26 protein-coding genes and 1 pseudogene are annotated in these 22,635 nt (G+C 38.2%); 11 read left to right on the forward strand and 16 right to left on the reverse strand.

The features are described from left to right. The 5 genes and pseudogenes from MKJ01_RS02495 to MKJ01_RS02515 form a co-directional block, all read left to right on the forward strand. A pseudogene (locus MKJ01_RS02495) lies at positions 1–262 on the forward strand (IS5/IS1182 family transposase); the annotation flags it as partial. Between the two features lie 14 nt (positions 263–276). Then, positions 277–510, forward strand: a complete 234-nt coding sequence (locus MKJ01_RS02500; RefSeq protein WP_241611700.1) for a hypothetical protein — start codon at positions 277–279, stop codon at positions 508–510. Positions 511–938: 428 nt separating this feature from the next. Beyond that, complete coding sequence (locus tag MKJ01_RS02505) at positions 939–1,460, forward strand: YceI family protein (RefSeq protein WP_241611698.1); 522 nt, start codon at positions 939–941, stop codon at positions 1,458–1,460. 10 nt (positions 1,461–1,470) lie between these two features. Further along, on the forward strand, positions 1,471–2,538 hold the full coding sequence (locus MKJ01_RS02510; protein ID WP_241611697.1) for a nitronate monooxygenase family protein: 1,068 nt from the start codon (positions 1,471–1,473) through the stop codon (positions 2,536–2,538). Positions 2,539–2,833: 295 nt separating this feature from the next. Beyond that, positions 2,834–3,226 carry a VOC family protein gene (locus tag MKJ01_RS02515; protein WP_241611696.1) on the forward strand — a complete coding sequence of 131 codons (393 nt, stop codon included), beginning with the start codon at positions 2,834–2,836 and terminating at the stop codon, positions 3,224–3,226. Positions 3,227–3,558: 332 nt separating this feature from the next. On the opposite strand, the gene MKJ01_RS02520 is transcribed toward MKJ01_RS02515, so the two are convergent. Further along, the gene (locus tag MKJ01_RS02520; protein ID WP_241611695.1) at positions 3,559–4,332 is read right to left on the reverse strand and encodes an SDR family oxidoreductase; all 774 of its coding nucleotides are present in this window, start codon (positions 4,330–4,332) and stop codon (positions 3,559–3,561) included. A 118-nt stretch (positions 4,333–4,450) separates the two neighbouring features. On the opposite strand from MKJ01_RS02520, the gene MKJ01_RS02525 reads away from it, so the two are divergent. Next, positions 4,451–4,786, forward strand: coding sequence for a helix-turn-helix domain-containing protein (locus MKJ01_RS02525; RefSeq protein ID WP_241611694.1), 336 nt, complete (start codon positions 4,451–4,453; stop codon positions 4,784–4,786). A gap of 57 nt (positions 4,787–4,843) precedes the next feature. Here MKJ01_RS02525 and MKJ01_RS02530 read toward each other — a convergent pair whose 3' ends face one another. The 3 genes from MKJ01_RS02530 to MKJ01_RS02540 form a co-directional block, all read right to left on the reverse strand. Beyond that, the gene (locus tag MKJ01_RS02530) at positions 4,844–5,290 is read right to left on the reverse strand and encodes a nuclear transport factor 2 family protein (protein WP_241611693.1); all 447 of its coding nucleotides are present in this window, start codon (positions 5,288–5,290) and stop codon (positions 4,844–4,846) included. 91 nt (positions 5,291–5,381) lie between these two features. Continuing rightward, positions 5,382–5,798 (reverse strand): zinc-binding dehydrogenase, encoded by a 417-nt coding sequence (locus MKJ01_RS02535; RefSeq protein ID WP_241632462.1) that lies wholly within the window; start codon positions 5,796–5,798, stop codon positions 5,382–5,384. Between the two features lie 50 nt (positions 5,799–5,848). Next, positions 5,849–6,430 carry an NADP-dependent oxidoreductase gene (locus MKJ01_RS02540; RefSeq protein ID WP_241632464.1) on the reverse strand — a complete coding sequence of 194 codons (582 nt, stop codon included), beginning with the start codon at positions 6,428–6,430 and terminating at the stop codon, positions 5,849–5,851. 130 nt (positions 6,431–6,560) lie between these two features. Between MKJ01_RS02540 and MKJ01_RS02545 the strand changes: the two genes are divergently transcribed. Next, entirely contained in the window at positions 6,561–6,917 is a 357-nt protein-coding gene (locus MKJ01_RS02545) for a helix-turn-helix domain-containing protein (protein WP_241611692.1), read from the forward strand. Positions 6,918–7,020: 103 nt separating this feature from the next. On the opposite strand, the gene MKJ01_RS02550 is transcribed toward MKJ01_RS02545, so the two are convergent. From MKJ01_RS02550 to MKJ01_RS02600, 11 genes are all read right to left on the reverse strand, one after another. Continuing rightward, on the reverse strand, positions 7,021–8,112 hold the full coding sequence (locus MKJ01_RS02550; RefSeq protein WP_241611691.1) for an alkene reductase: 1,092 nt from the start codon (positions 8,110–8,112) through the stop codon (positions 7,021–7,023). A gap of 25 nt (positions 8,113–8,137) precedes the next feature. Further along, entirely contained in the window at positions 8,138–9,031 is an 894-nt protein-coding gene (locus tag MKJ01_RS02555) for an NAD(P)H-binding protein (protein WP_241611689.1), read from the reverse strand. Between the two features lie 84 nt (positions 9,032–9,115). Further along, positions 9,116–10,069 (reverse strand): NADP-dependent oxidoreductase, encoded by a 954-nt coding sequence (locus MKJ01_RS02560; protein WP_241611687.1) that lies wholly within the window; start codon positions 10,067–10,069, stop codon positions 9,116–9,118. 173 nt (positions 10,070–10,242) lie between these two features. Then, the gene (locus MKJ01_RS02565; protein ID WP_241611685.1) at positions 10,243–10,965 is read right to left on the reverse strand and encodes a helix-turn-helix domain-containing protein; all 723 of its coding nucleotides are present in this window, start codon (positions 10,963–10,965) and stop codon (positions 10,243–10,245) included. 20 nt (positions 10,966–10,985) lie between these two features. Beyond that, entirely contained in the window at positions 10,986–11,894 is a 909-nt protein-coding gene (locus tag MKJ01_RS02570; protein WP_241611683.1) for an AraC family transcriptional regulator, read from the reverse strand. Positions 11,895–11,963: 69 nt separating this feature from the next. Then, a complete protein-coding gene (locus tag MKJ01_RS02575; RefSeq protein ID WP_241611681.1) occupies positions 11,964–12,701 on the reverse strand; it encodes an SDR family oxidoreductase in 738 nt (245 codons plus the stop codon). A gap of 1 nt (position 12,702) precedes the next feature. Continuing rightward, on the reverse strand, positions 12,703–13,404 hold the full coding sequence (locus MKJ01_RS02580) for a hypothetical protein (RefSeq protein WP_241611679.1): 702 nt from the start codon (positions 13,402–13,404) through the stop codon (positions 12,703–12,705). Continuing rightward, positions 13,404–13,613 carry an NAD-binding protein gene (locus tag MKJ01_RS02585; RefSeq protein WP_241611677.1) on the reverse strand — a complete coding sequence of 70 codons (210 nt, stop codon included), beginning with the start codon at positions 13,611–13,613 and terminating at the stop codon, positions 13,404–13,406. The genes MKJ01_RS02580 and MKJ01_RS02585 overlap by 1 nt, the downstream gene beginning before the upstream one ends. Before the next feature lie 545 nt (positions 13,614–14,158). Beyond that, positions 14,159–14,380, reverse strand: coding sequence for a hypothetical protein (locus MKJ01_RS02590; RefSeq protein ID WP_241611676.1), 222 nt, complete (start codon positions 14,378–14,380; stop codon positions 14,159–14,161). Positions 14,381–14,880: 500 nt separating this feature from the next. Further along, positions 14,881–15,336 carry a hypothetical protein gene (locus MKJ01_RS02595; protein WP_241611674.1) on the reverse strand — a complete coding sequence of 152 codons (456 nt, stop codon included), beginning with the start codon at positions 15,334–15,336 and terminating at the stop codon, positions 14,881–14,883. Positions 15,337–16,047: 711 nt separating this feature from the next. Then, positions 16,048–16,620, reverse strand: a complete 573-nt coding sequence (locus MKJ01_RS02600) for a hypothetical protein (RefSeq protein WP_241611672.1) — start codon at positions 16,618–16,620, stop codon at positions 16,048–16,050. Positions 16,621–16,899: 279 nt separating this feature from the next. On the opposite strand from MKJ01_RS02600, the gene MKJ01_RS02605 reads away from it, so the two are divergent. The 4 genes from MKJ01_RS02605 (at position 16,900) to dcm (ending at position 20,733) form a co-directional block, all read left to right on the forward strand. After that, positions 16,900–17,148: a hypothetical protein gene (locus MKJ01_RS02605; RefSeq protein WP_241611671.1), complete on the forward strand. Its 249-nt coding sequence runs from the start codon at positions 16,900–16,902 to the stop codon at positions 17,146–17,148. Between the two features lie 302 nt (positions 17,149–17,450). Next, positions 17,451–18,602, forward strand: a complete 1,152-nt coding sequence (locus tag MKJ01_RS02610; protein ID WP_241611669.1) for a hypothetical protein — start codon at positions 17,451–17,453, stop codon at positions 18,600–18,602. Then, a complete protein-coding gene (locus tag MKJ01_RS02615; protein WP_241611667.1) occupies positions 18,602–19,435 on the forward strand; it encodes a hypothetical protein in 834 nt (277 codons plus the stop codon). The genes MKJ01_RS02610 and MKJ01_RS02615 overlap by 1 nt, the downstream gene beginning before the upstream one ends. A 2-nt stretch (positions 19,436–19,437) precedes the next feature. Next, the gene (gene dcm / locus MKJ01_RS02620; protein WP_241611665.1) at positions 19,438–20,733 is read left to right on the forward strand and encodes a DNA (cytosine-5-)-methyltransferase; all 1,296 of its coding nucleotides are present in this window, start codon (positions 19,438–19,440) and stop codon (positions 20,731–20,733) included. A 322-nt stretch (positions 20,734–21,055) separates the two neighbouring features. Here the strand turns inward: dcm and MKJ01_RS02625 are convergent, their stop codons facing one another. Next, positions 21,056–21,574 carry a DUF2911 domain-containing protein gene (locus MKJ01_RS02625; protein WP_146943360.1) on the reverse strand — a complete coding sequence of 173 codons (519 nt, stop codon included), beginning with the start codon at positions 21,572–21,574 and terminating at the stop codon, positions 21,056–21,058. Between the last annotated feature and the right edge of the window lie 1,061 nt (positions 21,575–22,635).

Consider the following 22,635-nt stretch of genomic DNA (forward strand, 5'->3'; position numbering starts at 1 on the left):
CAGTGAAAATTTAAGGCAGAAATTAGAAATGGAGGAAATAGTGGGCAACATCAAAACCAATCCCCGAAATGGAAAAACACCAGCTAGTGATTACTACTTTGATGACAAACTGTATGAAAGAAGATTTACAATAGAACAGGCAAATGCCTGGCTAGACGGTTTCAAGGCTTTACTGATAAGATTTGAAAAACTGGATATTACCTGGAAAAGCCTGCACTTTTTAGCATTTTCATTGAGACTAATCAAAAAATTAAAAGTTTAAACAACTTCAATATAATGAGTGAAATTCTGAGAGCGCAGTTATCAAAATATATAGAAATTACAGATTGTGAGTTTGAATATATTTTGAACCATTTTACTTACAAAAAGCTCAAAAAACATCAGTTCCTTTTGCAGGAGGATCAGTTGGCAACAGATGACTATTTTCTGCTGTCAGGCTGTGTAAAGTCGTATTATACCGATACATCCGGAAAAATGCACATTCTTCTTTTTGCCGTTCAGGGTTGGTGAATCACGGATTATGAAGCTTACTATTATCAAAAAAAAGCAAAACTAAATATCGATTGCCTGGAAGACACCGAAGTTTTATGCCTGAGCAATGAAAACAGGGAAAAGCTCTGTCGGGAGCTACATCAGATTGAACATTTTTTCAGAAAGAAAACCAACCGAAGAAATGTAGCTTTACAAAACAGAATCCTGTCTCTATTAAGCAGTAGCGCAAAGGAACGGTATGAAAACTTTGTCCGGGAATATCCTTCACTGGTGCAAAAACTTCCTAAACATACACTGGCAGCATATCTCGGCGTAACAAGGGAAACATTGAGCCGTTTATACTCTTCAAAAAATTGATCTGCCTCACATTTTTTTTGTGAGGTGGGTCCTTCCTGTCCTTCAGGATTAAACTGAATTTTGTCTTGTCAATTAAAAAATAAATAGCAATGACAAGATTTAACATTCAAACAGAAAGCAGCACTGTCAACTGGACAGGCAGGAAGGTTCTTGGCCTGCATACAGGAACGATTCAAATCAAAGAGGGTTTCTTAAGTTTTCAAAATGATCACATAACCGACGGAAATATTGATATTGATATGACTTCCATTGTCATCACAGATATTGAAGACAAAGCAGTCTACAAAGCATTTTTTGATCATCTGAACAATGATGATCTCTTTGCTGTCGACCAATTTAAAACAGCCTCTTTAAAGATCCGTAGCGGAAACAAAGATCGTAACCGTTATACAATTAATGGTGATTTAACCATCAAGGAAATTACCCACCCTGCTGAGTTTATAGCTACCGTAGAAATATTCACAGATTTCCTTCATGTCATGGGCGAAATCGAAATCGACAGAACACTGTACAATATACGATACGGCTCCGGCAAGTTTCTTCCGAACCTGGGTGATAAACTGATTTATGATGAATTTATATTACAGTTCAAATTGATAGGTAAACGTTAAATGTATATTTATGTGGACAAAAACAAAATTTACCAAGCTTCTGGGAATTGACCTGCCGATTATCCAAGGTCCTTTTGGCGGCAAGTTATCCTCAGTCGAACTTACTTCCATGGTTTCGAATGCAGGAGGTCTGGGTTCTTATGGTGGTCAGCCTTACGATACCCGCGAGATTATTGAGATTTCAAAGAGTATCAGGGAAAGGACTTCAAAACCGTTTAATCTTAACTTATGGGTTAATGACCGGGACGATGCAATAAAAGAGTTTGACCAAACTGCTTTTCAGGAGGTCATCAAAATCTTTCAGCCTTACTTTCAAGAGTTGGGAATCGAGCCTCCCACTTTTCCACTGCCACAAAGTCCAAAGTTTGAGGATCAGATCGAAGCGGTCTTTGAAATAAAGCCTGCTGTGTTCAGCTTTGTTTTCGGTATACCATCTGAAGCCATCCTGGAGAAATGTCGTCAGCTGGGAATCATCACAATAGGAACTGCGACTACTTTAGATGAAGCTATTGCCATAGAAAATGCAGGAGTAGATGCCGTGGTCGCTACAGGATTTGATGCAGGCGGTCATCGGGTCTCCTTTTTAGAGCAACCCGAAGAAAGTTTGGTAGGAACATTTTCTTTAATACCACAGGTAGCAGATGCCGTGAAAATCCCGTTGATTGCTGCAGGAGGAATTGCTGATGCACGCGGAGTTAAGGCTGCAATGGCTTTAGGTGCAGATGCCGTCCAGATAGGCACTGCCTTTCTGGCGACCCGACAATCCGGAACAAGCCAAATTCATCGTGAAAAACTATTTTCAAAAGATGCCCGCTACACAACATTGACCAGAGTCTATACCGGAAGGTTGTCACGGGGGATCAAAAACCGTTTAACGGAGGAACTGAAAGAATTTCAAAACAGCTTTGCGCCCTATCCTCTTCAGGGGAAAATTGTTGGTAAACTGGGAGCTTACCCGGCGAATTCCGAGTCAAACCCGGAACTTAAGTCATTTTGGGCAGGCCAGGCAGCACCGTTGCTTCAACACCATGATGCAGAACTCTTAATTACAGCAATTATTGCTGAAATGGAAAGATAATTTATGGTTAATTTTTAATATTTAAAATTTTCTTTCGGACTTATGTTTGTAAAATCATAAGTCTTTTTTTGTACGGCACAATTTAAAATAGGGTCTTACTTGTAATAATTTTGCATTTCATTAACAATTTTAAAATAGTTAACATCCAAATAAGTGCTTCGTCTGAAGACTTATAGGTCTACTATTTTATTAAGCTAATACTATCAACTAAGCATTATTCGTAAAGTAAACCTCCCTTCAGGCAGAATTATTTGTATATTTAAATTTGTTCAACATCTATAATTTTCTATAAAATATGGCAAACATCAAAACAAATCCGGTAGCCTATTTTGAAGTTCCTGTCATAGATATGCAAAGAGCTGTCAGATTCTATCAAGCTTTATTCGACTTCCGTTTTGAAAAAGAAGAATTAGATGGTTATGATATGGCCTTTTTTCCATTTTATTCAACAGAGCCTGGTATTACAGGAGCATTGGTAAAAGGTGATGTCTATCGCCCTTCTAAAAACGGTGTGATTTTATACTTTAATACTGATCATATTGACAATACATTAAATAAGGCAATTTTGCTGAATGCAAAAATCCTGTATCCGAAAACTATTAACGAAGAGTATGGGTTTATTATAGCAGAAATTGAAGATTGCGAAGGTAATCGAATTGCTCTGCGTCAGAACACAAAAGAAAACTGATTAAATCAACACAGCTCAAATTTATGGTCATACTAATTCAGAAGATTCATTATTTTGAAGATTGACTTACGCTCGGGAAAAAGAAATATATTTTAGTATATTTAAGTATATGATTGCCAATTAATTATAGTACACTGAAGTATTATTGTTTTAATTTTTAATTAAAACAATAATATATATATGCGGGATTTCTTTATACCTACTCCTCTGTTAATTTCCTGCAATATGCATAGAAGCAAATAGAAAAGCATTGATTTAACTGAATCGTTAAATCAATGCTTTTCTACTTTATAATAATAAAGACCATTCTTAATTTGGTAATATTATCCGGATCACACTGTAGGCGATGAACCTCCATCTACAGAAATAGTAGCTCCTGTAATGTATTGCGCTTCGGAAGAAGCAAGAAATGCTACGATGTTGGCTACTTCATCAGGCTCTGCCATTCTTCCCAGCGGCACACCAACCGTATCGATAATATTTTGAAAAGAATCTTCAAAACTCACTCCTGACTGCCGGGCAATATTTTCAATGAATTCATTCATCAGCGGTGTTTTGACAACACCGGGAGAAACCGTATTGACTCTGATACCTTTGGATCCTAATTCATTCGCCAATGCTTTGCTGTATGCATTCAATGCAGCTTTTGCCGATGAGTAGGACATCGTCATATCCCAGATCGGCTGCTTCGCTGCTCCGGTGGATATATTAATGATTGTGCCCTCCTTCCGTTCAAGCATTGCAGGAACTAAAGCTTTATTGATGCGAACAACAGACATAAAATTAAGTTCCCAGTCCCTTAACCAGTCCTCATCTTCCAATGTGCTGAAACCTCCACCGGGACTCGAATTCGCTCCGGCATTATTTACGATAATGTCTATTTTACCGTACTTTTCCAGGATCTCTTTTGCAATATTTTCTGCGCTGTCTGCCTGAGTAAGGTCAGCAGCAATGAAATGATGGCTATTAGGATTGTCTTGTGCTTCTGTCCTGGCAGTGATTACAACTACTGCCCTGTTTGCACTGAGTTTATCAGCAATGGATTTTCCTATTCCTTTTGTACCTCCAGTTACCAAGGCCACTTTTCCGTTTAATGAATTATACATAATCAATTATATTTTAAAATTGAGTTGCAAATCTATTTCCATTACTTTACTTTTGCAAGTAGTTACACCAATGTATACTAATAACCAAAGTGTAACTTTTATTGTTAACCAAGTAGTTATGAATAAAGAAAAAATTGAAAAATCTGAAAATAAATGTGAACTTCAGAAAATACTGGACATTATTGGAGGTAAATGGTCGATGTCGATTATTTATGCACTGATTTTAGGAAAGAAACGTTTCAAGGAATTAGAAAGGATGATACCCGGAATCAGTACGAGAATGCTTGTCAAGGAATTGAAGAATATGGAAGAAAATGGTATTGTAACCCGAAAAGCTTTTGCAACGGTACCGCCGACCGTTGAATATTCACTTACGGAGAAGGGCAGAAAATTAGAACCTATCATTAATGAATTACAGAAATGGGGAGTCGAATATAAAATCACTCAAAATTAGTTAAGGGGCTTTATACCATTCTTAAATACGTACTCGATCTGAAACGAACGGTTACTGTCATTCTGCTGAGTGAATTTCGCATTTATCTTGCCACAAAAAATTCCCTATACGCTTCTCAATAAGCCAGTGATGACCGTGACGAACGTAGTAATCATTATAAACAGCTCTTATAGTGGTTTTGGTCTTTTTAGATGTATCATTACTTATCATTGTGATCAGACAATAACAGATTCCTGTGGCTTCATCTCCTTCGACAGTAAATAAAGACTGTCCGTTAAAATGGGAGACCGTGTCTATCTCTTTAAGAAATTCTGCGAAAGCTTTTGCCATAGCTTTGCGTCCTTTTAATTGCATAACAACCTTGCCGTTGACTCTGGTCTCCGATAGGGCATTCTCTGTAAAAAGCTGTACCTGGTTACTGAAATCTTTTTGGTCTCCGAAAATAGAGACTTGGTCTATAAGCTCTTTGGGCTGCATTTTGTTTTTTGTGAATGTATTTTTCATTAGATCGTTATAAAGCATAATAAAAGGCTTTCTTTTAGTTGGAAAGCCCTTGTCTATATTGTAATATTTTTATTGTAACCAACATTTGGAATTATTGATCTACAGTCAAAACGATCTTTCCCTGAATATGCCCTTTCGCTGCTCTCTCGTGAGACTGACGGGCTTGAGAAAGCGAAAACGTGCTGTCGATCACGACATGGATAATACCCTGATTAAGCAAAGATGCCAGTTCTGAAAGCTGTCTGCCATTAGAGCGCACCTGTGTCGCCGATACAGTTACCCCTAATCTTTCTGCTTCCTCATGACCTGAAAATCCCAAAGGGAAGATCGGAAATAAGGATCCGCCGGACTTTAATGTTTTTAAAAATCTTTCTGTTCCGGGGCCGCCAACCGCATCAATGACCAGGTCGATATCTTCTATGATTTCGTCAGCATTGGTTTTGGTATAATCAATAAATTCATCGGCACCCAGCTCTCTCAATAATTCTTTCTGTCGGCCAGACGCCACTGCAATTACTTTTGCACCTTTCCATTTAGCGATCTGTACCGCGAAATGGCCTACGCCACCACCGCTCCGTTAATCAGCACGGTTTTACCTTCCAGAGGAACCGGTATGTGCTTATCCGGTTGAAGGGGATTCTGCTCATCATGCCCCACCTCGATCATAAACTGCCAGGCAGTAAGAAGCGACATCGGAGCCCCGGCTGAATGAATATGATCAATCCCGGCCGGCTTCAGGGCAAGTTCTGAAACATGAACGTTCACGTATTCTGCATAAGCCTGACTTGGTCCGTAGCTTGGAAATCTCACCATCGAATATACTTCATCACCCACACAAAATTCCTCCACATCATCGGCTACTGCTTCAATGGTTCCCGAAATGTCTGTCCCCAGAATGATGGGAAAAGGAACCTTCGGCTGCCATTCCGGAGGTAACATTTTGTATCCTTCACGCAGGTACCAATCCGGAGGATTAAGGCCTATCGCCTTCACTTTTACCCGTACTTCTCCTTTATTTAATTCAGGAACAGGAGCATCCTCATACACCAATACTTCAGGACCTCCGAACTGATGTTGCCGTACTGCTTTCATCGTTTTACCTTTTTCAGAATTGTTTTTGTTGTTATCTGATTGTTGCATCTTTAATTTATTTAAAATGATGGTACAAAATTAATTTAACAGTATCTTTGTCACAAGTATGTACTTTTTGGTAATCTATATACTAAAAAGTATGTAATACTGATAATCAATTCATTAAATTTATAAAAAGATGAAAAATAAAATAGAAGTGCCTGAGATAGATCAACAGTGTGGTGTAGATTATGCATTCAAACGCATCGGGGGAAAATATAAGGGAAGAATATTGTGGCATCTTAATTCAAAGGAAGTATTGCGTTATGGTGAACTGAGAAGAACATTGCCTGATATTACCACCAAAATGCTTACACAAACCTTAAGGGAACTTGAGGATGACCGGTTGGTTACCCGAAAAGTGTACCATGAGGTTCCGCCAAAAGTAGAATATGCTTTAAGCGAAACAGGAATGGAACTGATTCCCTTTATCGAACATCTGCATCATTGGGGTAATAAGCAACTGAAAAAGGAAATGATCTCGTGCGAAAAATAATATTGTTTAGATTAAATGTAGGGTATAAAAAGTAATAAAAATATAATAGCTCAGAAGAGTCATTTATTCCTCAAGGCTATTTTTGATGTTTCATAAGTATTATCTATTTATCTGACTCTTCTAAGAACGGATAATCGATGTAGCCAAGGTCATCTCCTCCAAACATGGTTGTTCGGTCCGGTTCATTCAGTCTAGCATTTCTTTCAAATCGTCTGGGCAGATCCGGATTGGCCAGAAATAAAGTTCCAAAGGACACCAGTTCTGCAGTACCTTTTATGAGTTCAGCTTCCGCTGATTCCCTGTCGTAGCCAGTATTGGCAATTACAGCATGTTTGATCATGGTACCGAAAAAATCCATATCATCCACATCAGGATAATGCGCAGGCGACGGAAAATGAGGACTTTTTCTCATGAGTTCCACATAGGCGAAATCCAGGGTATTAAGTTGTTGTATAAGACAGGTGTATGTTTCAACGGGATGGTCTAAAACCATGTCGCCATACGGATGGAAAGGTGAAATTTTTACACCAACATTCTCACCGCCAACAGTGTTGATCAGCTCTTCCATTACCTCTACAATAAACCTCGCTTTGTTGGCATAGCTTCCGCCGTATTCATCAGTTCTGTGGTTAGCACTCTCAGCCAGGAACTGGTTAGGAAGATAGCCGTTTGCAGCATGCAGTTCTACACCGTCAAAACCTGCTTCCATGGCATTTTTAGCTGCCTGTCCGTAGTCTTTTATGATCTGCCTGATTTCTTCTACTGTAAGCTCCTGAGGAATTTCGTACTCTTTCATTCCCTCGCTGGTAAAATGCTGCATTCCTTTAATGGGAATCGCAGACGGTGCCAGCGGTAATTTTCCGTTCCTGTCAACGGAATGTCCGGCACGGCCGGTGTGCCAAAGCTGAGCAATAATACGTCCTCCATTATTGTGGACTGAATCCGTGACTTTTTTCCATGCTGTAATCTGCTCTCCGTTAAAAATTCCCGGTGTATAAGGACTTCCGGTAGCGCCTTCACTGATCCGGATGGCTTCAGAGAAAATGAGGCCTGCACCGGCTCTCTGCGTATAATATTCCACGGTGGATGCCCCTACTATTCCATGCTGATCTGCACGGCTTCTTGTCATGGCTGACATAGCCATTCTGTTTCTTAAAGTCTGATTTCCTAATCGGATGCTTTCTAATAGTTTCATTGGTATGGTATTTAATGATTGTTTATTAATGATAATAAGCCTTAGCATATACTTCTATGGCAAATTGTTCGGCAGTGGTGGAAGTCGTGGAATGGTCATTTCTTTTTTGATAGTTAAAGATTCCTTCCTTAATGCCTATTGCCATTTCTAACAAATTGTCTACAAAATCTGCGGTAAAACCATTGCCTAAAAATATAGCTTTTGCCTGCTCTAAAGGAATCTGGACATACGGCAGCTCAGTATTCCCGATGGCATTTCCGATAATCGAGGTAAATTCTCTCATCGTGTAGTTTCGAGGGCCCATCATCGCACGGATGCTTTTGCCTGTGAAGTCAAGCTTTGCCAGATGACCTGCAATCATTTCCGCCACATCTTTTGTAGCGACCATAGGGATAGAATGGTCACCGTCCGCAGCGGTACCGTTGATCCCTTTAGTTTTGACCAGCTCTATGGTTCTCAGAAAGTTTTCCATAAAGTAAGCAGAGCGGATATGCAGCACATTGACATCTGAAAATTGATTCAATCTTACTTCCTGTTCTCCCGTCCCGGCCATCATTCCGTTTCCTTCATGCATATGTGAACCTAAGCTGCTCATGTTGACAATATATTTGATTCCAGATTTTTCTATGGTCTTTATGAAATTTCCTGTTACCATTCTTTGGTATGCTCTTGTGTTTTCAGCTTTCACATTATCCGGTAAGATCAGGAAGGCAGCATCTGCATTTTTAAACGCACTGGTGAGAACATCAGCATCATTTACATCACCTCTGATGATTTCTGCACCTCTGCTGCGAAATTGTTCAAGCTTTTCCGTGCTTCTTGCAACAACGGTTACGTGATGACCTTCGTCTAAAAGGATTTCTGCGACTTTACTTCCAACAGTTCCTGTTGCACCCAATACTACGATTCTTTTTTTCATTGTTTTAAAATTTAATTGATTATTGATAGGACAAAGTTGCGATGATCAGCATCCTGAAACTTGTATCATATCACTGTTTTCAGTTTATTGATTACCATTAACTTCTACGGCAATTTTCCCTACATATCCGCCCTTTTCCGCATATTGATAGGCTTGTTTATACTGTGCAAAAGGGAATACGGTATTAACCTCAATATCAAGACCTTTATCTACAGCATCCAGCAAAAATTCCGTATATGATGTTGCCGGGTTTGAAAGCAGTACGATATGTTTCTTAGACCTAAAGAGATTTCCTAAAACTGCCAGGGGAATTTCAACCGGCTGTGGAGTCGGGTTGATAAATAATGATTTGGACTTCATGATTTCTTTTGCCTTTGTATATCGCATTTTGCCTGAAAGATCAACGACAATGTCATAGGTTTTTTTTTGTGAAAGCACATTTTCTCTGGTATAATCAATTACTTCAGTAGCGCCCCATCTTTCTGCGTAGGCAACGCCTTCAGTACTCGTAACCGCTGTAATATTTGCGCTTTTTTGTTTTAATAACTGAAGCAGAATCATTCCGAAACCACCGGTAGCACCATTGATGAGGATCCTGGTCCGGGCATTGATTTTTCCCATTTTTTCAACAGCCGCTACGGCAGCTGTTCCTACAACAGGAAGAGAAGCTGCCTGCGAAAAACTGATGGTGTCCGGTTTTTTCCAGATTAAAGACGCCGGAACGGCAACGTATTCTGCTGATACTCCTTCTTTCATGAGGTTTTTCACAACGCCAAAAACTTCATCGCCGATATTAAGATTATTAACGGAAGATCCTATTTCTTCGATGATCCCTGCAAAATCAGCTCCCGTATTTTTTGGGAATTTTGACCCGGACATAAGCTTCATTTCTCCTTTTCTGATTTTCCAGTCCATGGGATTGATTGAAAATGCTTTTATTTTAACCAAGACCTGATCAGATGTTATGGCAGGTTTTGATTGTTCCACCATTTGTAATACTTCTGAGCTTCCGAATTTTTGATAGGCTATTGCTTTCATGATTTCAATTTTTTATTTGCTTCATTTTGATATGACAAAGTTGCAGAGAATATGATGGGAAAACTTGTATCAGATCACTGTTGTTTAAAAGATCACGGGCAGAGGCAACAAATAAAAAAGGGTATCAACATTACTGTCAATACCCTTATAAGAGAAGATTTTTATAATTTTCTCTAGTAGATTTGTATGAGATCACTACTGAATTTCAAAGCTTTGGGCGGCATTCCGAACATCTCATACATATATTTGTTGAGTTGGGGAAGGTCATAGAAACCGGTATCGTAAGCAATATCGGTGAGGCTTCTTTCCTTGTCGCTAAGCGTAATATAGATTGCCTGGCGTAGCCTCGTCCATAAGAGATATTTCGAAAGGCTGCTACCGGTCTGTTGCTTAAAGAGAGAAGCCAGACGCGATGGGGAAAGAAACACCATATCTGCAAAGGTTTGTGGGGTGATATCCGATCTGAAATAATTTTCCCTTATATAATCCACCATCTTAGTCACCCTTTCATCATAACGGACAGCCGGCAGCCTGGATAGTATAGCCTTAATGACAGAATTAATTTCAAGATTGTTTTCAGGAATATTAAACAAGGCATTAGTCTCTGAAGGAGCGTAGAAAACGATGCAGTTTTCATCACTTTTAAAATGGCCTGACAATTCCAGACCGACCGTGGAATAAGGCTCAATATTCAAAACATTCAGGGTGCCGTTTTCTGCAATACAAAAATGCTTAACGTGCGGTTTGATCAGAAAGCCGTAAATGCTTTCATATAAAGTACCATTAATCGTCGTGGTAAAAGGAGAATCATTGGACAGCACGATCTGATAAGCAGAATGGTGATGAATTTCAACCGTCAGATTACGGGCCTGAAGACCCAGGATAAATTGATTCATTATTACTGTTTATGGATGATCTAATTGAATGACTGCCTGAATTCCAGGGGCGTCTGATTGGTTTTGCTTTTGAATAAACGGGTAAAAGACTGCGGATATTCAAATCCCATCTGATAGGCAATTTCAGACACCGACAGATCAGTGGTAGATAATATTTCTTTTGCGGTTTCAATCAACCTGTTGTGGATGTGCTGCTGTGTGTTGAGCCCTGTTAAAGAGCGCAACATATCACTCAGGTAGCTTGCGGATACATGTAACTGGTCGGCCAGGCTCTGCACCGTTGGCATTCCGTTCTGCAATTCCTCCTCATCATTAAAATAAGCGTCCAAAACCTTCTCAAACTTCTCAATAAGATGGTTATTGACCGCTTTGAAAGTGATAAACTGTCTTTTATAATACCGGCTGCTGTAATTCAGAAGAAGTTCGATCTGTGAGATGACTACATCCTGGCTGAAGTCATCCGTCCTGGTTTTAAGCTCCTCATCAATAATCTTAAACACTGAAAACAGGGTCTCCTTTTCTTTTTCTGACACCTGCAGTGCTTCGTCGGTTGAATAGGAAAAAAATCCGTATTGTTTTATCTTCTTTGCCAATGGATAGGAAAGCAGAAAATCAGGATGCAGCAGGATAAGGAAGCCTTTGCTTTTGTTATTCTTCGGCTTTTCAAAAAGCTGTCCCGGAGCCGTAAATACCAGACCGCCTTCCCCAAAATCATAATGATGCTGGCCATATCTGGCACTGCCAATGGTATCTTTATAGGCAATTTTATAAAAGTCCAGTACCATATGATCAGACAATTCCTCCGGCAGCGTCATATCTTCCAGACGGATAAAACTGACGAGCGGATGTTCAGGTTTAGGCAATCCGAACATCTTATGGAATTCAGATAAGGAGAGAAATTTATGCAGATGATTCTGATGGCTTTTCATTTTTAGGTCTTATGATCAACACCTGAAAATTTTACTTCAGGTGTTGGTTGTGTAAAAATAGTGAATTAATTACCAAGGTGTTTCACCGGATTCAGGATTATATTCTTCACTGATGAATTTTCCGGTCGGTCCGTCCTGATCGATCATAGCATATTTAGCAATCCTTTTTCCGCCTTCTTCCACGGTTCCGGTACCTCTGTGATTATTAAAATCCGTAGCGACGAATCCCGGGCACACTGCATTGACTTTAAATGGGGTGTCACGAAGTTCGTAAGCGAGATTAATCGTATACATATTCATAGCAGCTTTTGAAGCGGTGTAGACGGCAGCTTTATGACTGTAATATATCCAGCTGGGATCAGAATGTAAGGTAAGCGAACAGCCGCTTGAAGAGACATTGACGATTCTCGGTTCCTCAGATTTCTTCAGCAGATCCATAAATATCTGGGTCATTCTGATGACCCCGTACAAATTGGTATCCATTACATTTTGAAAAGCTTCCACCGGGGCTTCAAGTGCAGATTGTGGCATTCCCCCGTTAATTCCGGCGTTGTTAATAAGGACATCTAAGATATCCGTCTGCGCTCCGATCTCTTTTCTTGCCCTTTCTATGGAAGCAAGGTCGGCCACATCCACTTGAATAGCTTTTGTATTTTCAAAACCCGCTTTCTTAAGCTGTTGTACGGCAGCTTCTCCGTTTCCGATATTCCGGCTTCCGATATAAACGAAATATCCGTTTTCTAAAAGCTGCTTAGCCGTTTCAAATCCTATTCCTTTGTTGGCTCCTGTTATAAATGCTGTTTTCATTTTAATTTATTTTTTTCTTATAGATTTGGGCAAACTCTCTTGCAAAATCTGCTAATTTAACTTTTCCGAATACGGGTCTGTTGGCATAAAAATCTTCATATAAGCTGCCGTCTCCCTGTGCCTTCTGCATGGCAACCATTCCTTTGGCGATCCACTCATTGATGCCGGCGGAAAGCATTTGATCCAATAATTCTTCGCCCGGAATCACTTTCCATTCCAGATCCGGATTCCCAATCGATTGTCCTAATTCTGCAGCAATTTCGTCAGGAGAAACCTCATCACTAGCCATATAATGAACCGTTCTTCCGATAAAAGATTTTTCCATTTCATCAGCAATGGCCGCTGCAATATCGTAAGCTGAAACCCAGGGTTCTTTCCGTTTCCCTCCGTAGCTTTGAATAATTTTACCCTGAGACTGTATCATCGGAAGCCATCGGTAGATATTGTTGAAGAATCCGACGGGCCGCATAAATTTTATAGAAAAATCTTCAGGAAGTGTTTGCAAAATCTGCTCAACATGATAGTGGACCAAAAGACTTCCGCTCCCCTGATCAGAATGTGCCCCGATACTGCTTAAGTGGATGATCTTTTTGACGGTGGAACGCTGAACCGCGGTTATATAATTCCTGGCTATTTTTTTAAATTCAGCGAGGAAATCAATATCCTTATCGAAAAGACTTCCGATGCCTTCCCAGGCTTCCATTAAATACACCGCCTCAGCACCTTGAAGGTTTCCGTTAAAAATTCTACATCCTGAATGCTTCCTATCGCTGCAACAGCGCCCAGACTTTCTATTTCAGAAATTCTTTCTTCTTTACTGCTGATGACCGTAACCTGATGTCCACGTTCTGCCAATAATCGGGTCAGTGGTTTTCCGATGTTCCCTAGAGAACCTGTTAATGCTATTTTCATTGTCTTGATTTATATGTACAAAGTTCCGCTAAACATCACTCGTAGAATTAACAGAATCGGGACAATACTTAACCAAAATGAGAAAGAACATTACCGTTCTCAACAAAAATTATAACAATGTATTAGAAAGATCAAGAACTCCTTAATAGCTTTTCATTTAAAATTATGTAGACTTTTATTTTTTAATAGAATTGGATGGTACATCCGAAGTGTATCAGGATAGACTGATAAAAAGCATTAAAATCGATAAGAGAAAAGGTTCTGATGCATGCAGAAAGGTGGCATTTTACATATTACATCGGAAAAATCAAAGCAGTAGATGGTAAGTTTTATGAGTAGAAAAGGAGGATATCAACAGGAAAGAAATCGTTTATTTAGATCCATATAAAATCTGCAGGACAGTTCCTGAATTGCGAAAAACCAAAATAATAAACCTTAGAATTAAAGATATGGCCTCCTATCCGATATTACAGTTTACTATTGCAGTCCAGTCAGATCACTGATGTAAAACAGAACTCCAAAGTCAAATGACTTTGGAGCTCATTTTAAAAGCTAACTCTGATATCTGCCGGTGTTTCCATCTTGATGGTAATCATAGTAGACTCATCAACCAGTTCGCAGCTTGTTGATGAATAGGCCCCATCCTGCTTTTTTTCCTGTACTTTAATATCTCCAAAGTCAATTTCGTCTTTAGGAATTTCGATAAAGTAACTGCCCGTTTCCTCATCATGGGTAAAATGTTCTTTTTTGAAATCAATAAATTGCATACTAAAATTTTTATTTGGTTCTGAATTAAGATCTGCAATAACTGTGACATTCTGTAAGCTCCATTTAATGAAACCTTCGAACTGAAGCAAAACCTGTTATTTGAGATGCATAAGTGTGTTGAAAAACTTTCTACAAACAAAAAATCTTCGCCCATCTGCAAAATCTGCGAGAGTTTTTTAACGCAAAGATTTTACTTTAAAAACAGCATATTTAAGGAAAATAAAGATGAATCAGCAAGCTGATTTGATGAAGCATACGTTTAAGCTTCGCGCTATAAATTGATTTGTCTTTGACTTCAAAAACATTATTGCCATAAAAATTAATCTTTGCGTTGAAATATTCTACGAACAAAAAATCTGCGCTATCTGCAAAATCTGCGACAGTTTACCATGCAAAGATTTTACCACTAAATTAAATAGAACCACTCTCAAAAAAACATCAAAAAATCCTGAAAAACCAAGCTTTCAGGATTTGCTCTTTACTTTATTTTCCGGCATTTCTATTTAGGGGTACCGTTATTCATCGTTCCGCTGGTATTTAGGGTACCAGGCGTTCCGTATTTTACAGTATTGTTGCTGTCGGTTCCTGTTTTTAAAGGTCCGACCCCATTGTTTAGCGTACCGTTACTGTTCAATGTACTATTGGTTCCATTGTTCAGAGTACCGGTATTATTCAGGGAACCATTATTGAGCGTATTGTTGCTGTTTAAAGTACCGTTGGTGCCGGTGTTCAGGGTTCCGGTGCCGGTGTTCAGGGAACCGTTTGTTCTGATCGTTCCGGTGGTTCCGTTGTTCAGCAGACCGTTTCCGTTCAACGTATTGTTAGTCCCGTTATTCATAATTCCGGTGCCGCTGTTTGTTGTTCCGGTATTGGTTCGGGTTGTGGTCGTCGTCTGCGCAGAAACCGTGATGAAACCGCCTGCGATAAATGCTGCTGCTACAATTAAATTTTTCATTGTCTTATTATTTTAGATTGGTGATGTGAGGGTAAATACAATTATCGTACAAAAAGTTCCGAGATAAGGAATCTTTTATATTGATTGATAAGTAATTAACAGAAACCGGGTGAAAAGGCTGAAAAAGGGAATAGATGCCGGAAGCTTTTCCGGTTATAATAACAGCTATTGTTTTCAATCTCAAAATATAGGGATAAGCCTCAGTAAACGAAGATTATCCGGGCTTTTAATTGTTACATCTATTTACGGCTATAGGAACTAATGATGAACAGGCTGTAATCCCGCTAGGCTGCCACCATTTCTCCGATAAAAATTTCGGCAAGATCCTGTTCCGGGCTTATGGTTCCGATGATATCCGCACCAGATGTCCGAAATGATCCTGAAAAGCGTCCTTCGATTTTTCACGGTTACATTTTCCCACGGATTTGTCTTTAGATTTTCATAGATGGTAGCAAGGCTTCGAGAGCCTCAGCCTGACAGTGTGTATATACAGTTTAGCTTGGATTAAAATAGCTCTTTGTTTAAGTAGAATATAAGTTCAGACTGATGTTGCCGTTATGTCATCCTGAGGCTCTCGAAGGATTTCTTATAACGTTGGTAAGGGCTTTGAAGGTTTCAGCCACCAAATGCGTATAATTTCAACATTCCGTTTGTCATCCCGGAGGGATCTCAACTTAGTATTAGAGAATCGTTTGGAAAGATTCAGGATTTTTACGGTATATAAACCTCATCTTCCTGTGGCAGAGATTGAAAAAGCTCTTTTTTCCTATTCTTCCGCTCCACGATCAGCCAGGCGGCGTCCAGCATTTTGATCAGGTGAAGGTATGGGCCGACGATATCACGCTCCGGCAACTGGTTGAATGTCCCGAGGGAGAAATACACGATGTCCGAAAGGAAGTCCTCCAGCTCCTCTGGGCGGTATTCCTTAAAAGCTTTGCGGAACACCCGGACCGGCTCGCGGTATTCTTTCTCCGAAAGTGAACCGTATAGCAACGGATTGCCGGCCTCCGGAACGGCCTTTCCTATGCATTTCCAGGATTTCTTCCGGAGGCACCATCCGGCCCGGATCAGCGACCGCAGCGACTGGTGGAAGTGAAAGACCACCGAAGGATCTTCCGGGATCCGCGTTTTCCCCTGTACCGCGTACTGCATCATCAGGTTGAGCCGCTCCTTCGCCGTGGCCAGGTCATGGAACTGGAAAAATACGTCCCCTAAAGCGACGGGTGAAAGTTTGCTCCGGCCGGACCAAAACCGGGATTCAAAGTCTATGTTGTTTTTTTTCATACAAAGAAGGTTTTGTGTTTTTTTAGGCTTCTGCTTTTACTATTTTGACGATTCTGCCAAATATGGACTGCAAGCGGGCAGCCTATAAGAAGGCAGGGCCTGCATTGGTTTTCATTATTTGTCTGATTTTTCAGGTCTATTTTTTTCTGTTTTGATAAACAACATTTGCATGAGATCGCAAGGTTGCTTGCGTCAACTCATGATACAAATGTACACAATTATTTAAAATGCGCATTGAAAACCGCATTATTTTTTTATTGTTTCTCTTAATTTGTTTTAATGGACAGAGAGAAGGATATTAATATTGCCATCTGTAAATACATTTACAATAACTGGATTTCGGCAGCAAAATCCCAGAGACAATTTGCCACTGATCACGAGATTGAAGAGAGCACTGTACGGAAGATTAAAAATATAGCATTAGGTACTTCCAAAACAGATTATAACATGACAATCAATACACTACATAAAATCTGTCAATCAAGAAAAACTAGTTTAGAAAATTTCTTTAAACTTGTTAAACAATAAAATTGTGACGAAAGTTGGGATTTTTTGCTAATGATGATATACAAGTTACTTTTATAATTAATTTATGAGACATTAAAGATTATTATAGAATTTTTTTAACATTAAACAGAGAAAAATATTTATAATTTATGATTGCAATATAATTATTTGAATCTGTCAAATTTAATTTTCATCAAATTCAATATTAATTAATTTACTTGTAAAACATTCCTATTAAGGTACAATTGAAAAATCATATATACAATTAATTTTCAAAAAGCTAATTCAGTATATTTGTAAATTAATTAATCTTAAAAATAAATATGGCTGATTTTGCTGGTATTGGAAGGAAAAGACCTTTGATAAATGTATATTACGAAAATCTTTTATTGGATCCAGAAAATCCTCGTCTTCCACAAGATGTTCAAGGTAAGTCACAAAAGGATGTTATATATGCTCTATATAAGTTATTTGATATAGAAGAACTAGCATATTCAATGACAGAAAATGGTTATTTTGATGAAGAACCACTTGTAGCAATTCCTGAGCAATTACCTGTGGAATTCATTGATTTTAGTTATGACCAGTTAAAAGAGAATGCTAAATACATAGAATTCATTCAAAATCCATCTACAAAATTTATTGTTTTAGAAGGGAATAGAAGATTATCAACTATAAAACTTTTACTTGACAATAATCTTAAAAATGAATTTAAAATTCGAACTTTTCCTATAGCAGAGCAGCACATTGTTGACGATATACAATCTATTCCAGTAATAATCTATCCTAAAAGATCCGAAGTTTTGCCATATTTAGGAGTCAGACATATTTCAGGAATAAAAAAGTGGGAACCGTACGCTAAAGCACGTTATGTAGCTAATATGGTTAAAGAGGGATTCACAATTGATGAAATTCAAAAGCAAGTTGGAGATAGAAGTAATTCTGCTAGAAAGATATATCTTTCATATCAATTAATAGAAACTATCAAAGATGAATTCGATTTAGATACGTCAAAAGCAGAAAATTTATTTTCATATCTATTATTAGCAACAGGACAAGGAGCTGTTAAAGAGTTTATTGGTTTAGATAAGAGGTTACAAAATGTAGATTTAAATAACCCAATTCCAAGTGATAAATTAGATAATTTAAAAGATTTATTTTCATGGATGTTTGGTGAAGATGGAAAATTACCGGTTATCCAAGAATCTAGAGATATCACTGCAAAATTAGCACCAGTGCTAAGGAAAGAACATGCAGTTAATATACTACGAGAAACACGGAATTTAGAGGATGCATATGATATGAGCGATGGCGAAGATGAACTATTAAAAAACAATTTAAGTAAAGTAAATAGATTATTATCAATATCACTTGGCCTTTTTAATGAAAATAATAAAGACATTGTATTCAATGATGTAATTAAGTTAAAAGAAACAGTTGATAAAATTTTACTAATTAATAAGATTACTTTATAATGCCTACAAAACTAATAGAAAATCCGGATTCAATAGCTAATGTTGCAGATTGGGTTGAGTTCTATATTTTTGCGGTCACTGAAAGTATCTCTAAAGCTGAATTATCATCATATATTGAAGATTCATCCGGTAGTGAACCTGATCAATCATTTCTTGATGATGTTTGGCTAGAACTTGAAAGAAGATCATTTTTATATGGAACACCATCTCCTTTTATATTAAATGCGAGAGAAATTAGTCCCTCTTTTGATTGGACAGATTCTCCTGAACACTTAACCTGTTTAATACTTTCAATTGATGGAAATTCTGTAGATTCTGTAAAAACAGGAAAACTATTTGAAAGACTGTCTTGTAAAGCTGTTAACAATTATTTTAGTGGAAATTCCATTATTTATGGTCATCCCAGTAAACAAACGATTAGATCAATCGCAAGTCAAATGTCTGAAACTTTTATATCTGAACCAAATTCAAATTTTAAAGATAGAGGAGTAGATATAATATGCTGGAAACCCTTTGGTGATAATAGGAAAAGTCAAATAACTGCACTTATTCAATGTGCTGCAGGGCTAAATTGGGATCAGAAGTTACTTGGAATTCCTTACAAAGCTTGGACACACTATATACATTGGGGAGCAGATCCTATAAAAGGTTTTACAGCACCGATTATAATAAATGATAAAAGATATAGTGATGTAGTAACTGATGCTGGAATTATGTTTGATAGAATACGTATTTATCGCAATATACAATATGATTATCCTGAGGACGGCACTTTAATTAGTGATTTAATTGATTGGTGTCAACCAAAAATTGATACATTCATAAATAGTTAGAAATGAGGTTTATTGATTTGTTTGCGGGATTAGGAGGGTTTCATAAAGCACTCCATGAACTTGGCCATGAATGTGTTTTTGCTAGTGAAATAAATGAAGAACTTAGACGTTTATATCAAATAAATCATGGTATTTTGTGTCATGGTGATATTAATAAAGTAGAAGTAAAAAAAATTCCACACCATGAAATACTTTGTGCAGGATTCCCATGTCAACCATTTTCAAAGGCAGGTGCACAATTGGGATTAGATGATCCTAAAAATGGCAATCTTTTTTATAAGATAATGGAAATATTAATTTTTCATAAGCCGACTTATATATTTTTAGAAAATGTTTCAAATTTAAAGGGTCATGATGAAGGAAACACTTGGCAAGTTATTTATAATGAACTATCCAAATTATATGATGTTAAAGAGACTACGTTGTCACCTCATCATTTTGGGATACCTCAACATCGCTCTCGAATATATATTGTTGGAAAATTGAAAACTAACGGAGGTTTAGAAAACTTTCAGTTTCCTAAAAAGGAAATCCATGAGAATTTAAGCATCCATAGTATAATTGAACATGATGCTGTAGAGTATATGACATTAAAGGATAATACTAGAAACCATCTGGCAGTCTGGCAAGAATTTCTGGACCACCTTATTCCAGAAGAGGTTCCACGCTTTCCAATATGGGCTATGGAGTTTGGAGCAGATTATCCTTACGAAGGAAAAGCACCTATAAAACTTAATGCAAGTGACCTATCAGGAAAAAAGGGTGAATTTGGCAAGTTGATTAAAGGAAACTCTCTTGATGACATGCTTTTAAGTCTGCCAATTTATTCGCAAAATGGATTAAAAGGAGAACAGACTGAATTTCCTGATTGGAAAAAATCTTATATAAAATGTAATCGTGAATTTTATAATAAGCATAAAACTTGGCTTGATGAATGGATTCCGAAGATCGTCCAATTCGAAAATAGCCATCAAAAGTTTGAATGGAATTGCGGAGATAAAGTTTCGTTAGATATTAATGATAAAATTGTGCAATTCAGACCATCAGGAATAAGAGTAAAAATGCCCACTTATTCTCCAGCGCTAGTTTTAACAACAACTCAGATTCCTATACTTCCTTGGGTAGTTACAGCTAATGGTGAAAAGGGAAGATATATGACAAAGGTTGAAGCGTCGAGACTTCAGTGCCTTCAAGATCTAAAGGAATTGCCTCCAACCATAAGTAAGGCTTTTAAAGCGTTAGGTAATGCTGTAAATGTAGGTGTTGTTAAAAGGATTGCAGAAAATTTAATTAAATAAATTATAAAAGTTTATTATATTTTCAATCAGTTATAACAAATAAAACCTCCGCATGTCTGAGCATACGGAGGTTTTATTTTACTGTTGCTAAAGATTAAACATTGAAATGCTCCTTTACCTTTCCAAAACTTGTTCACCGCTCATCTGCTGAACGGTATAGAGGTGGATCTTCAGGTTTTGAACTATGGGGTTTTCTCCTGGTAATGCTTAAATTCCTCCTGATGGTTCCCGGCCCTATGATCAGTACTTTGTAGGAGTTGAGTTCACAATTACAACAAAAAAATCCCAGCCAAAACCGGGATTTAACTTTTCAAATTCAAACTTACTTAATTTCCACAGGAACGGAGATTTTATCCCAATCCATGGTGAAACCGTTTTTGTTGATTTTGTAGACTAACGCTTCCTGGGTGGTTGGTAACGCTTTTGTTTTTACGTCTACCCTTAGCGCGTCTTTAGACTGTTCGTATTTGTAGGCTCCCCATTGCTTGGCTTCTTTGTTGAAGATGGCGGTCCAGGTTCCGCTGGCTTTAGGGATCAGAAAGAAGCTGTATTTCCCGGCCGGCAGTTTTTTGCCCTGAACGGTAATATCTTTATCCGTTTCGAATGTGGTGGCTTCGTTGGCTCCGGCTCTCCATACTTTGTCATATGCTTCCAAGCCGCCCCAGATGGTACGCCCTTTCACGGATGGACTGCTGTAAGCGATGGTGATGTTGGCATCTTTGATTTTTCCGGTGGCCGTCATCGGTGGGCTGGCCGGTTTCTTGGTTTCCTGCGCGAAGGCATTTACAGAGATCGTCATGGCCGCAACGAGGACGGTCGCCGATTTTAGGATGGATTTCATACTATTTTTATTTACTTGTTTGTTATTTTGTTAATCGTTTACGAATGTACTGCTTTCTTCTTAGATCTGCTTCAACTTTTTTATGGAACTGTAAAAGTCACAAAAGACACTGATGCCTGCTAATAAAGTTAAATAACCTGATGTATTTTAAGATATTTTCAGGCTATTCAAATCTTCTCGGTGACTTATGTGCTAACATAAACGCTGTCATCTGTGAAAATCTGCGCAAATCTGTGGGAGATTTTATCACAGTAGAGGACAAATATCTCCATACTATTCTCTAATACTATGTTGAGATTCCTACGGAATGACAAACAGCGTGTTGAAATTATGATTCATCATCATCGTAAGGAACGGCCGTCCGATGGCTGAGCGGAGCCGAAGCCACGTCATGATCTGTGAAAATCAATAGGAGATTTTAAGTTCTTAAGAAGAAGAAATTTTAAAAATGTTTTCAAGCTTTTCAAATCTTCTCGGTGACTTATGTGCTAAAATAAACGTTGTTACCCATGAAAATCTGTGGAAATTTAGTAGATGGCATCCTTTGTCGAAAGTCAATCTCCGTGATCTTTTATAAGTGGAAACGGCTCTGTGAGCCTTTTTAGCAGTATTCATTGATATTTTCTCTGTGAACTTTGTGTTCGAATTCTGACAAAAGTTTTAAAAACCTCAAAGAGGTTCGCGAATTCCTTTAATAATATAAATAAACGCTGTCATCTGTGAAAATCTGCGCAAATCTGTGGGAGATTTCATCACAATAGAGTACGAATCTTTCTATTCTATTCTCTAATACTATGTTGAGATTCCTACCGGAATGACAAACGGAGTGTTGAAATTATGATTTACCATTATTGTAAGGAACGGCTGTCCGATGACTGAGCGGAGCCGAAGCCACGTCATGATCTGTGAAAATCTATAGGAGATTTTAAGTTCCTAAGAAGAAGAAATTTTAAAAATGTTTTCAAGCTTTTCAAATCTTCTCGGTGACTTATGTGCTAAAATAGACGTTGTTACCCATGAAAATCTGTGGAAATTTAGTAGATGGCATCCTTTGTCGAAAG

This window comes from Chryseobacterium sp. SSA4.19 (genome assembly GCF_022601875.1).
Lineage (GTDB): Bacteria > Bacteroidota > Bacteroidia > Flavobacteriales > Weeksellaceae > Chryseobacterium.

Excerpts from the sequence above, each read along its gene's own strand:
- MKJ01_RS02500 (WP_241611700.1), top strand. The coding sequence starts at position 277 with ATGAGTGAAATTCTGAGAGCGCAGTTATCAAAATATATAGAAATTACA.
- MKJ01_RS02505 (WP_241611698.1), top strand. The coding sequence starts at position 939 with ATGACAAGATTTAACATTCAAACAGAAAGCAGCACTGTCAACTGGACA.
- MKJ01_RS02510 (WP_241611697.1), top strand. The coding sequence starts at position 1,471 with ATGTGGACAAAAACAAAATTTACCAAGCTTCTGGGAATTGACCTGCCG.
- MKJ01_RS02515 (WP_241611696.1), top strand. The coding sequence starts at position 2,834 with ATGGCAAACATCAAAACAAATCCGGTAGCCTATTTTGAAGTTCCTGTC.
- MKJ01_RS02520 (WP_241611695.1), bottom strand. The coding sequence starts at position 4,332 with ATGTATAATTCATTAAACGGAAAAGTGGCCTTGGTAACTGGAGGTACA.
- MKJ01_RS02525 (WP_241611694.1), top strand. The coding sequence starts at position 4,451 with ATGAATAAAGAAAAAATTGAAAAATCTGAAAATAAATGTGAACTTCAG.
- MKJ01_RS02530 (WP_241611693.1), bottom strand. The coding sequence starts at position 5,290 with ATGAAAAATACATTCACAAAAAACAAAATGCAGCCCAAAGAGCTTATA.
- MKJ01_RS02540 (WP_241632464.1), bottom strand. The coding sequence starts at position 6,430 with ATGCAACAATCAGATAACAACAAAAACAATTCTGAAAAAGGTAAAACG.
- MKJ01_RS02545 (WP_241611692.1), top strand. The coding sequence starts at position 6,561 with ATGAAAAATAAAATAGAAGTGCCTGAGATAGATCAACAGTGTGGTGTA.
- MKJ01_RS02550 (WP_241611691.1), bottom strand. The coding sequence starts at position 8,112 with ATGAAACTATTAGAAAGCATCCGATTAGGAAATCAGACTTTAAGAAAC.
- MKJ01_RS02555 (WP_241611689.1), bottom strand. The coding sequence starts at position 9,031 with ATGAAAAAAAGAATCGTAGTATTGGGTGCAACAGGAACTGTTGGAAGT.
- MKJ01_RS02560 (WP_241611687.1), bottom strand. The coding sequence starts at position 10,069 with ATGAAAGCAATAGCCTATCAAAAATTCGGAAGCTCAGAAGTATTACAA.
- MKJ01_RS02565 (WP_241611685.1), bottom strand. The coding sequence starts at position 10,965 with ATGAATCAATTTATCCTGGGTCTTCAGGCCCGTAATCTGACGGTTGAA.
- MKJ01_RS02570 (WP_241611683.1), bottom strand. The coding sequence starts at position 11,894 with ATGAAAAGCCATCAGAATCATCTGCATAAATTTCTCTCCTTATCTGAA.
- MKJ01_RS02575 (WP_241611681.1), bottom strand. The coding sequence starts at position 12,701 with ATGAAAACAGCATTTATAACAGGAGCCAACAAAGGAATAGGATTTGAA.
- MKJ01_RS02580 (WP_241611679.1), bottom strand. The coding sequence starts at position 13,404 with ATGGAAGCCTGGGAAGGCATCGGAAGTCTTTTCGATAAGGATATTGAT.
- MKJ01_RS02585 (WP_241611677.1), bottom strand. The coding sequence starts at position 13,613 with ATGAAAATAGCATTAACAGGTTCTCTAGGGAACATCGGAAAACCACTG.
- MKJ01_RS02590 (WP_241611676.1), bottom strand. The coding sequence starts at position 14,380 with ATGCAATTTATTGATTTCAAAAAAGAACATTTTACCCATGATGAGGAA.
- MKJ01_RS02595 (WP_241611674.1), bottom strand. The coding sequence starts at position 15,336 with ATGAAAAATTTAATTGTAGCAGCAGCATTTATCGCAGGCGGTTTCATC.
- MKJ01_RS02600 (WP_241611672.1), bottom strand. The coding sequence starts at position 16,620 with ATGAAAAAAAACAACATAGACTTTGAATCCCGGTTTTGGTCCGGCCGG.
- MKJ01_RS02605 (WP_241611671.1), top strand. The coding sequence starts at position 16,900 with ATGGACAGAGAGAAGGATATTAATATTGCCATCTGTAAATACATTTAC.
- MKJ01_RS02610 (WP_241611669.1), top strand. The coding sequence starts at position 17,451 with ATGGCTGATTTTGCTGGTATTGGAAGGAAAAGACCTTTGATAAATGTA.
- MKJ01_RS02615 (WP_241611667.1), top strand. The coding sequence starts at position 18,602 with ATGCCTACAAAACTAATAGAAAATCCGGATTCAATAGCTAATGTTGCA.
- dcm (WP_241611665.1), top strand. The coding sequence starts at position 19,438 with ATGAGGTTTATTGATTTGTTTGCGGGATTAGGAGGGTTTCATAAAGCA.
- MKJ01_RS02625 (WP_146943360.1), bottom strand. The coding sequence starts at position 21,574 with ATGAAATCCATCCTAAAATCGGCGACCGTCCTCGTTGCGGCCATGACG.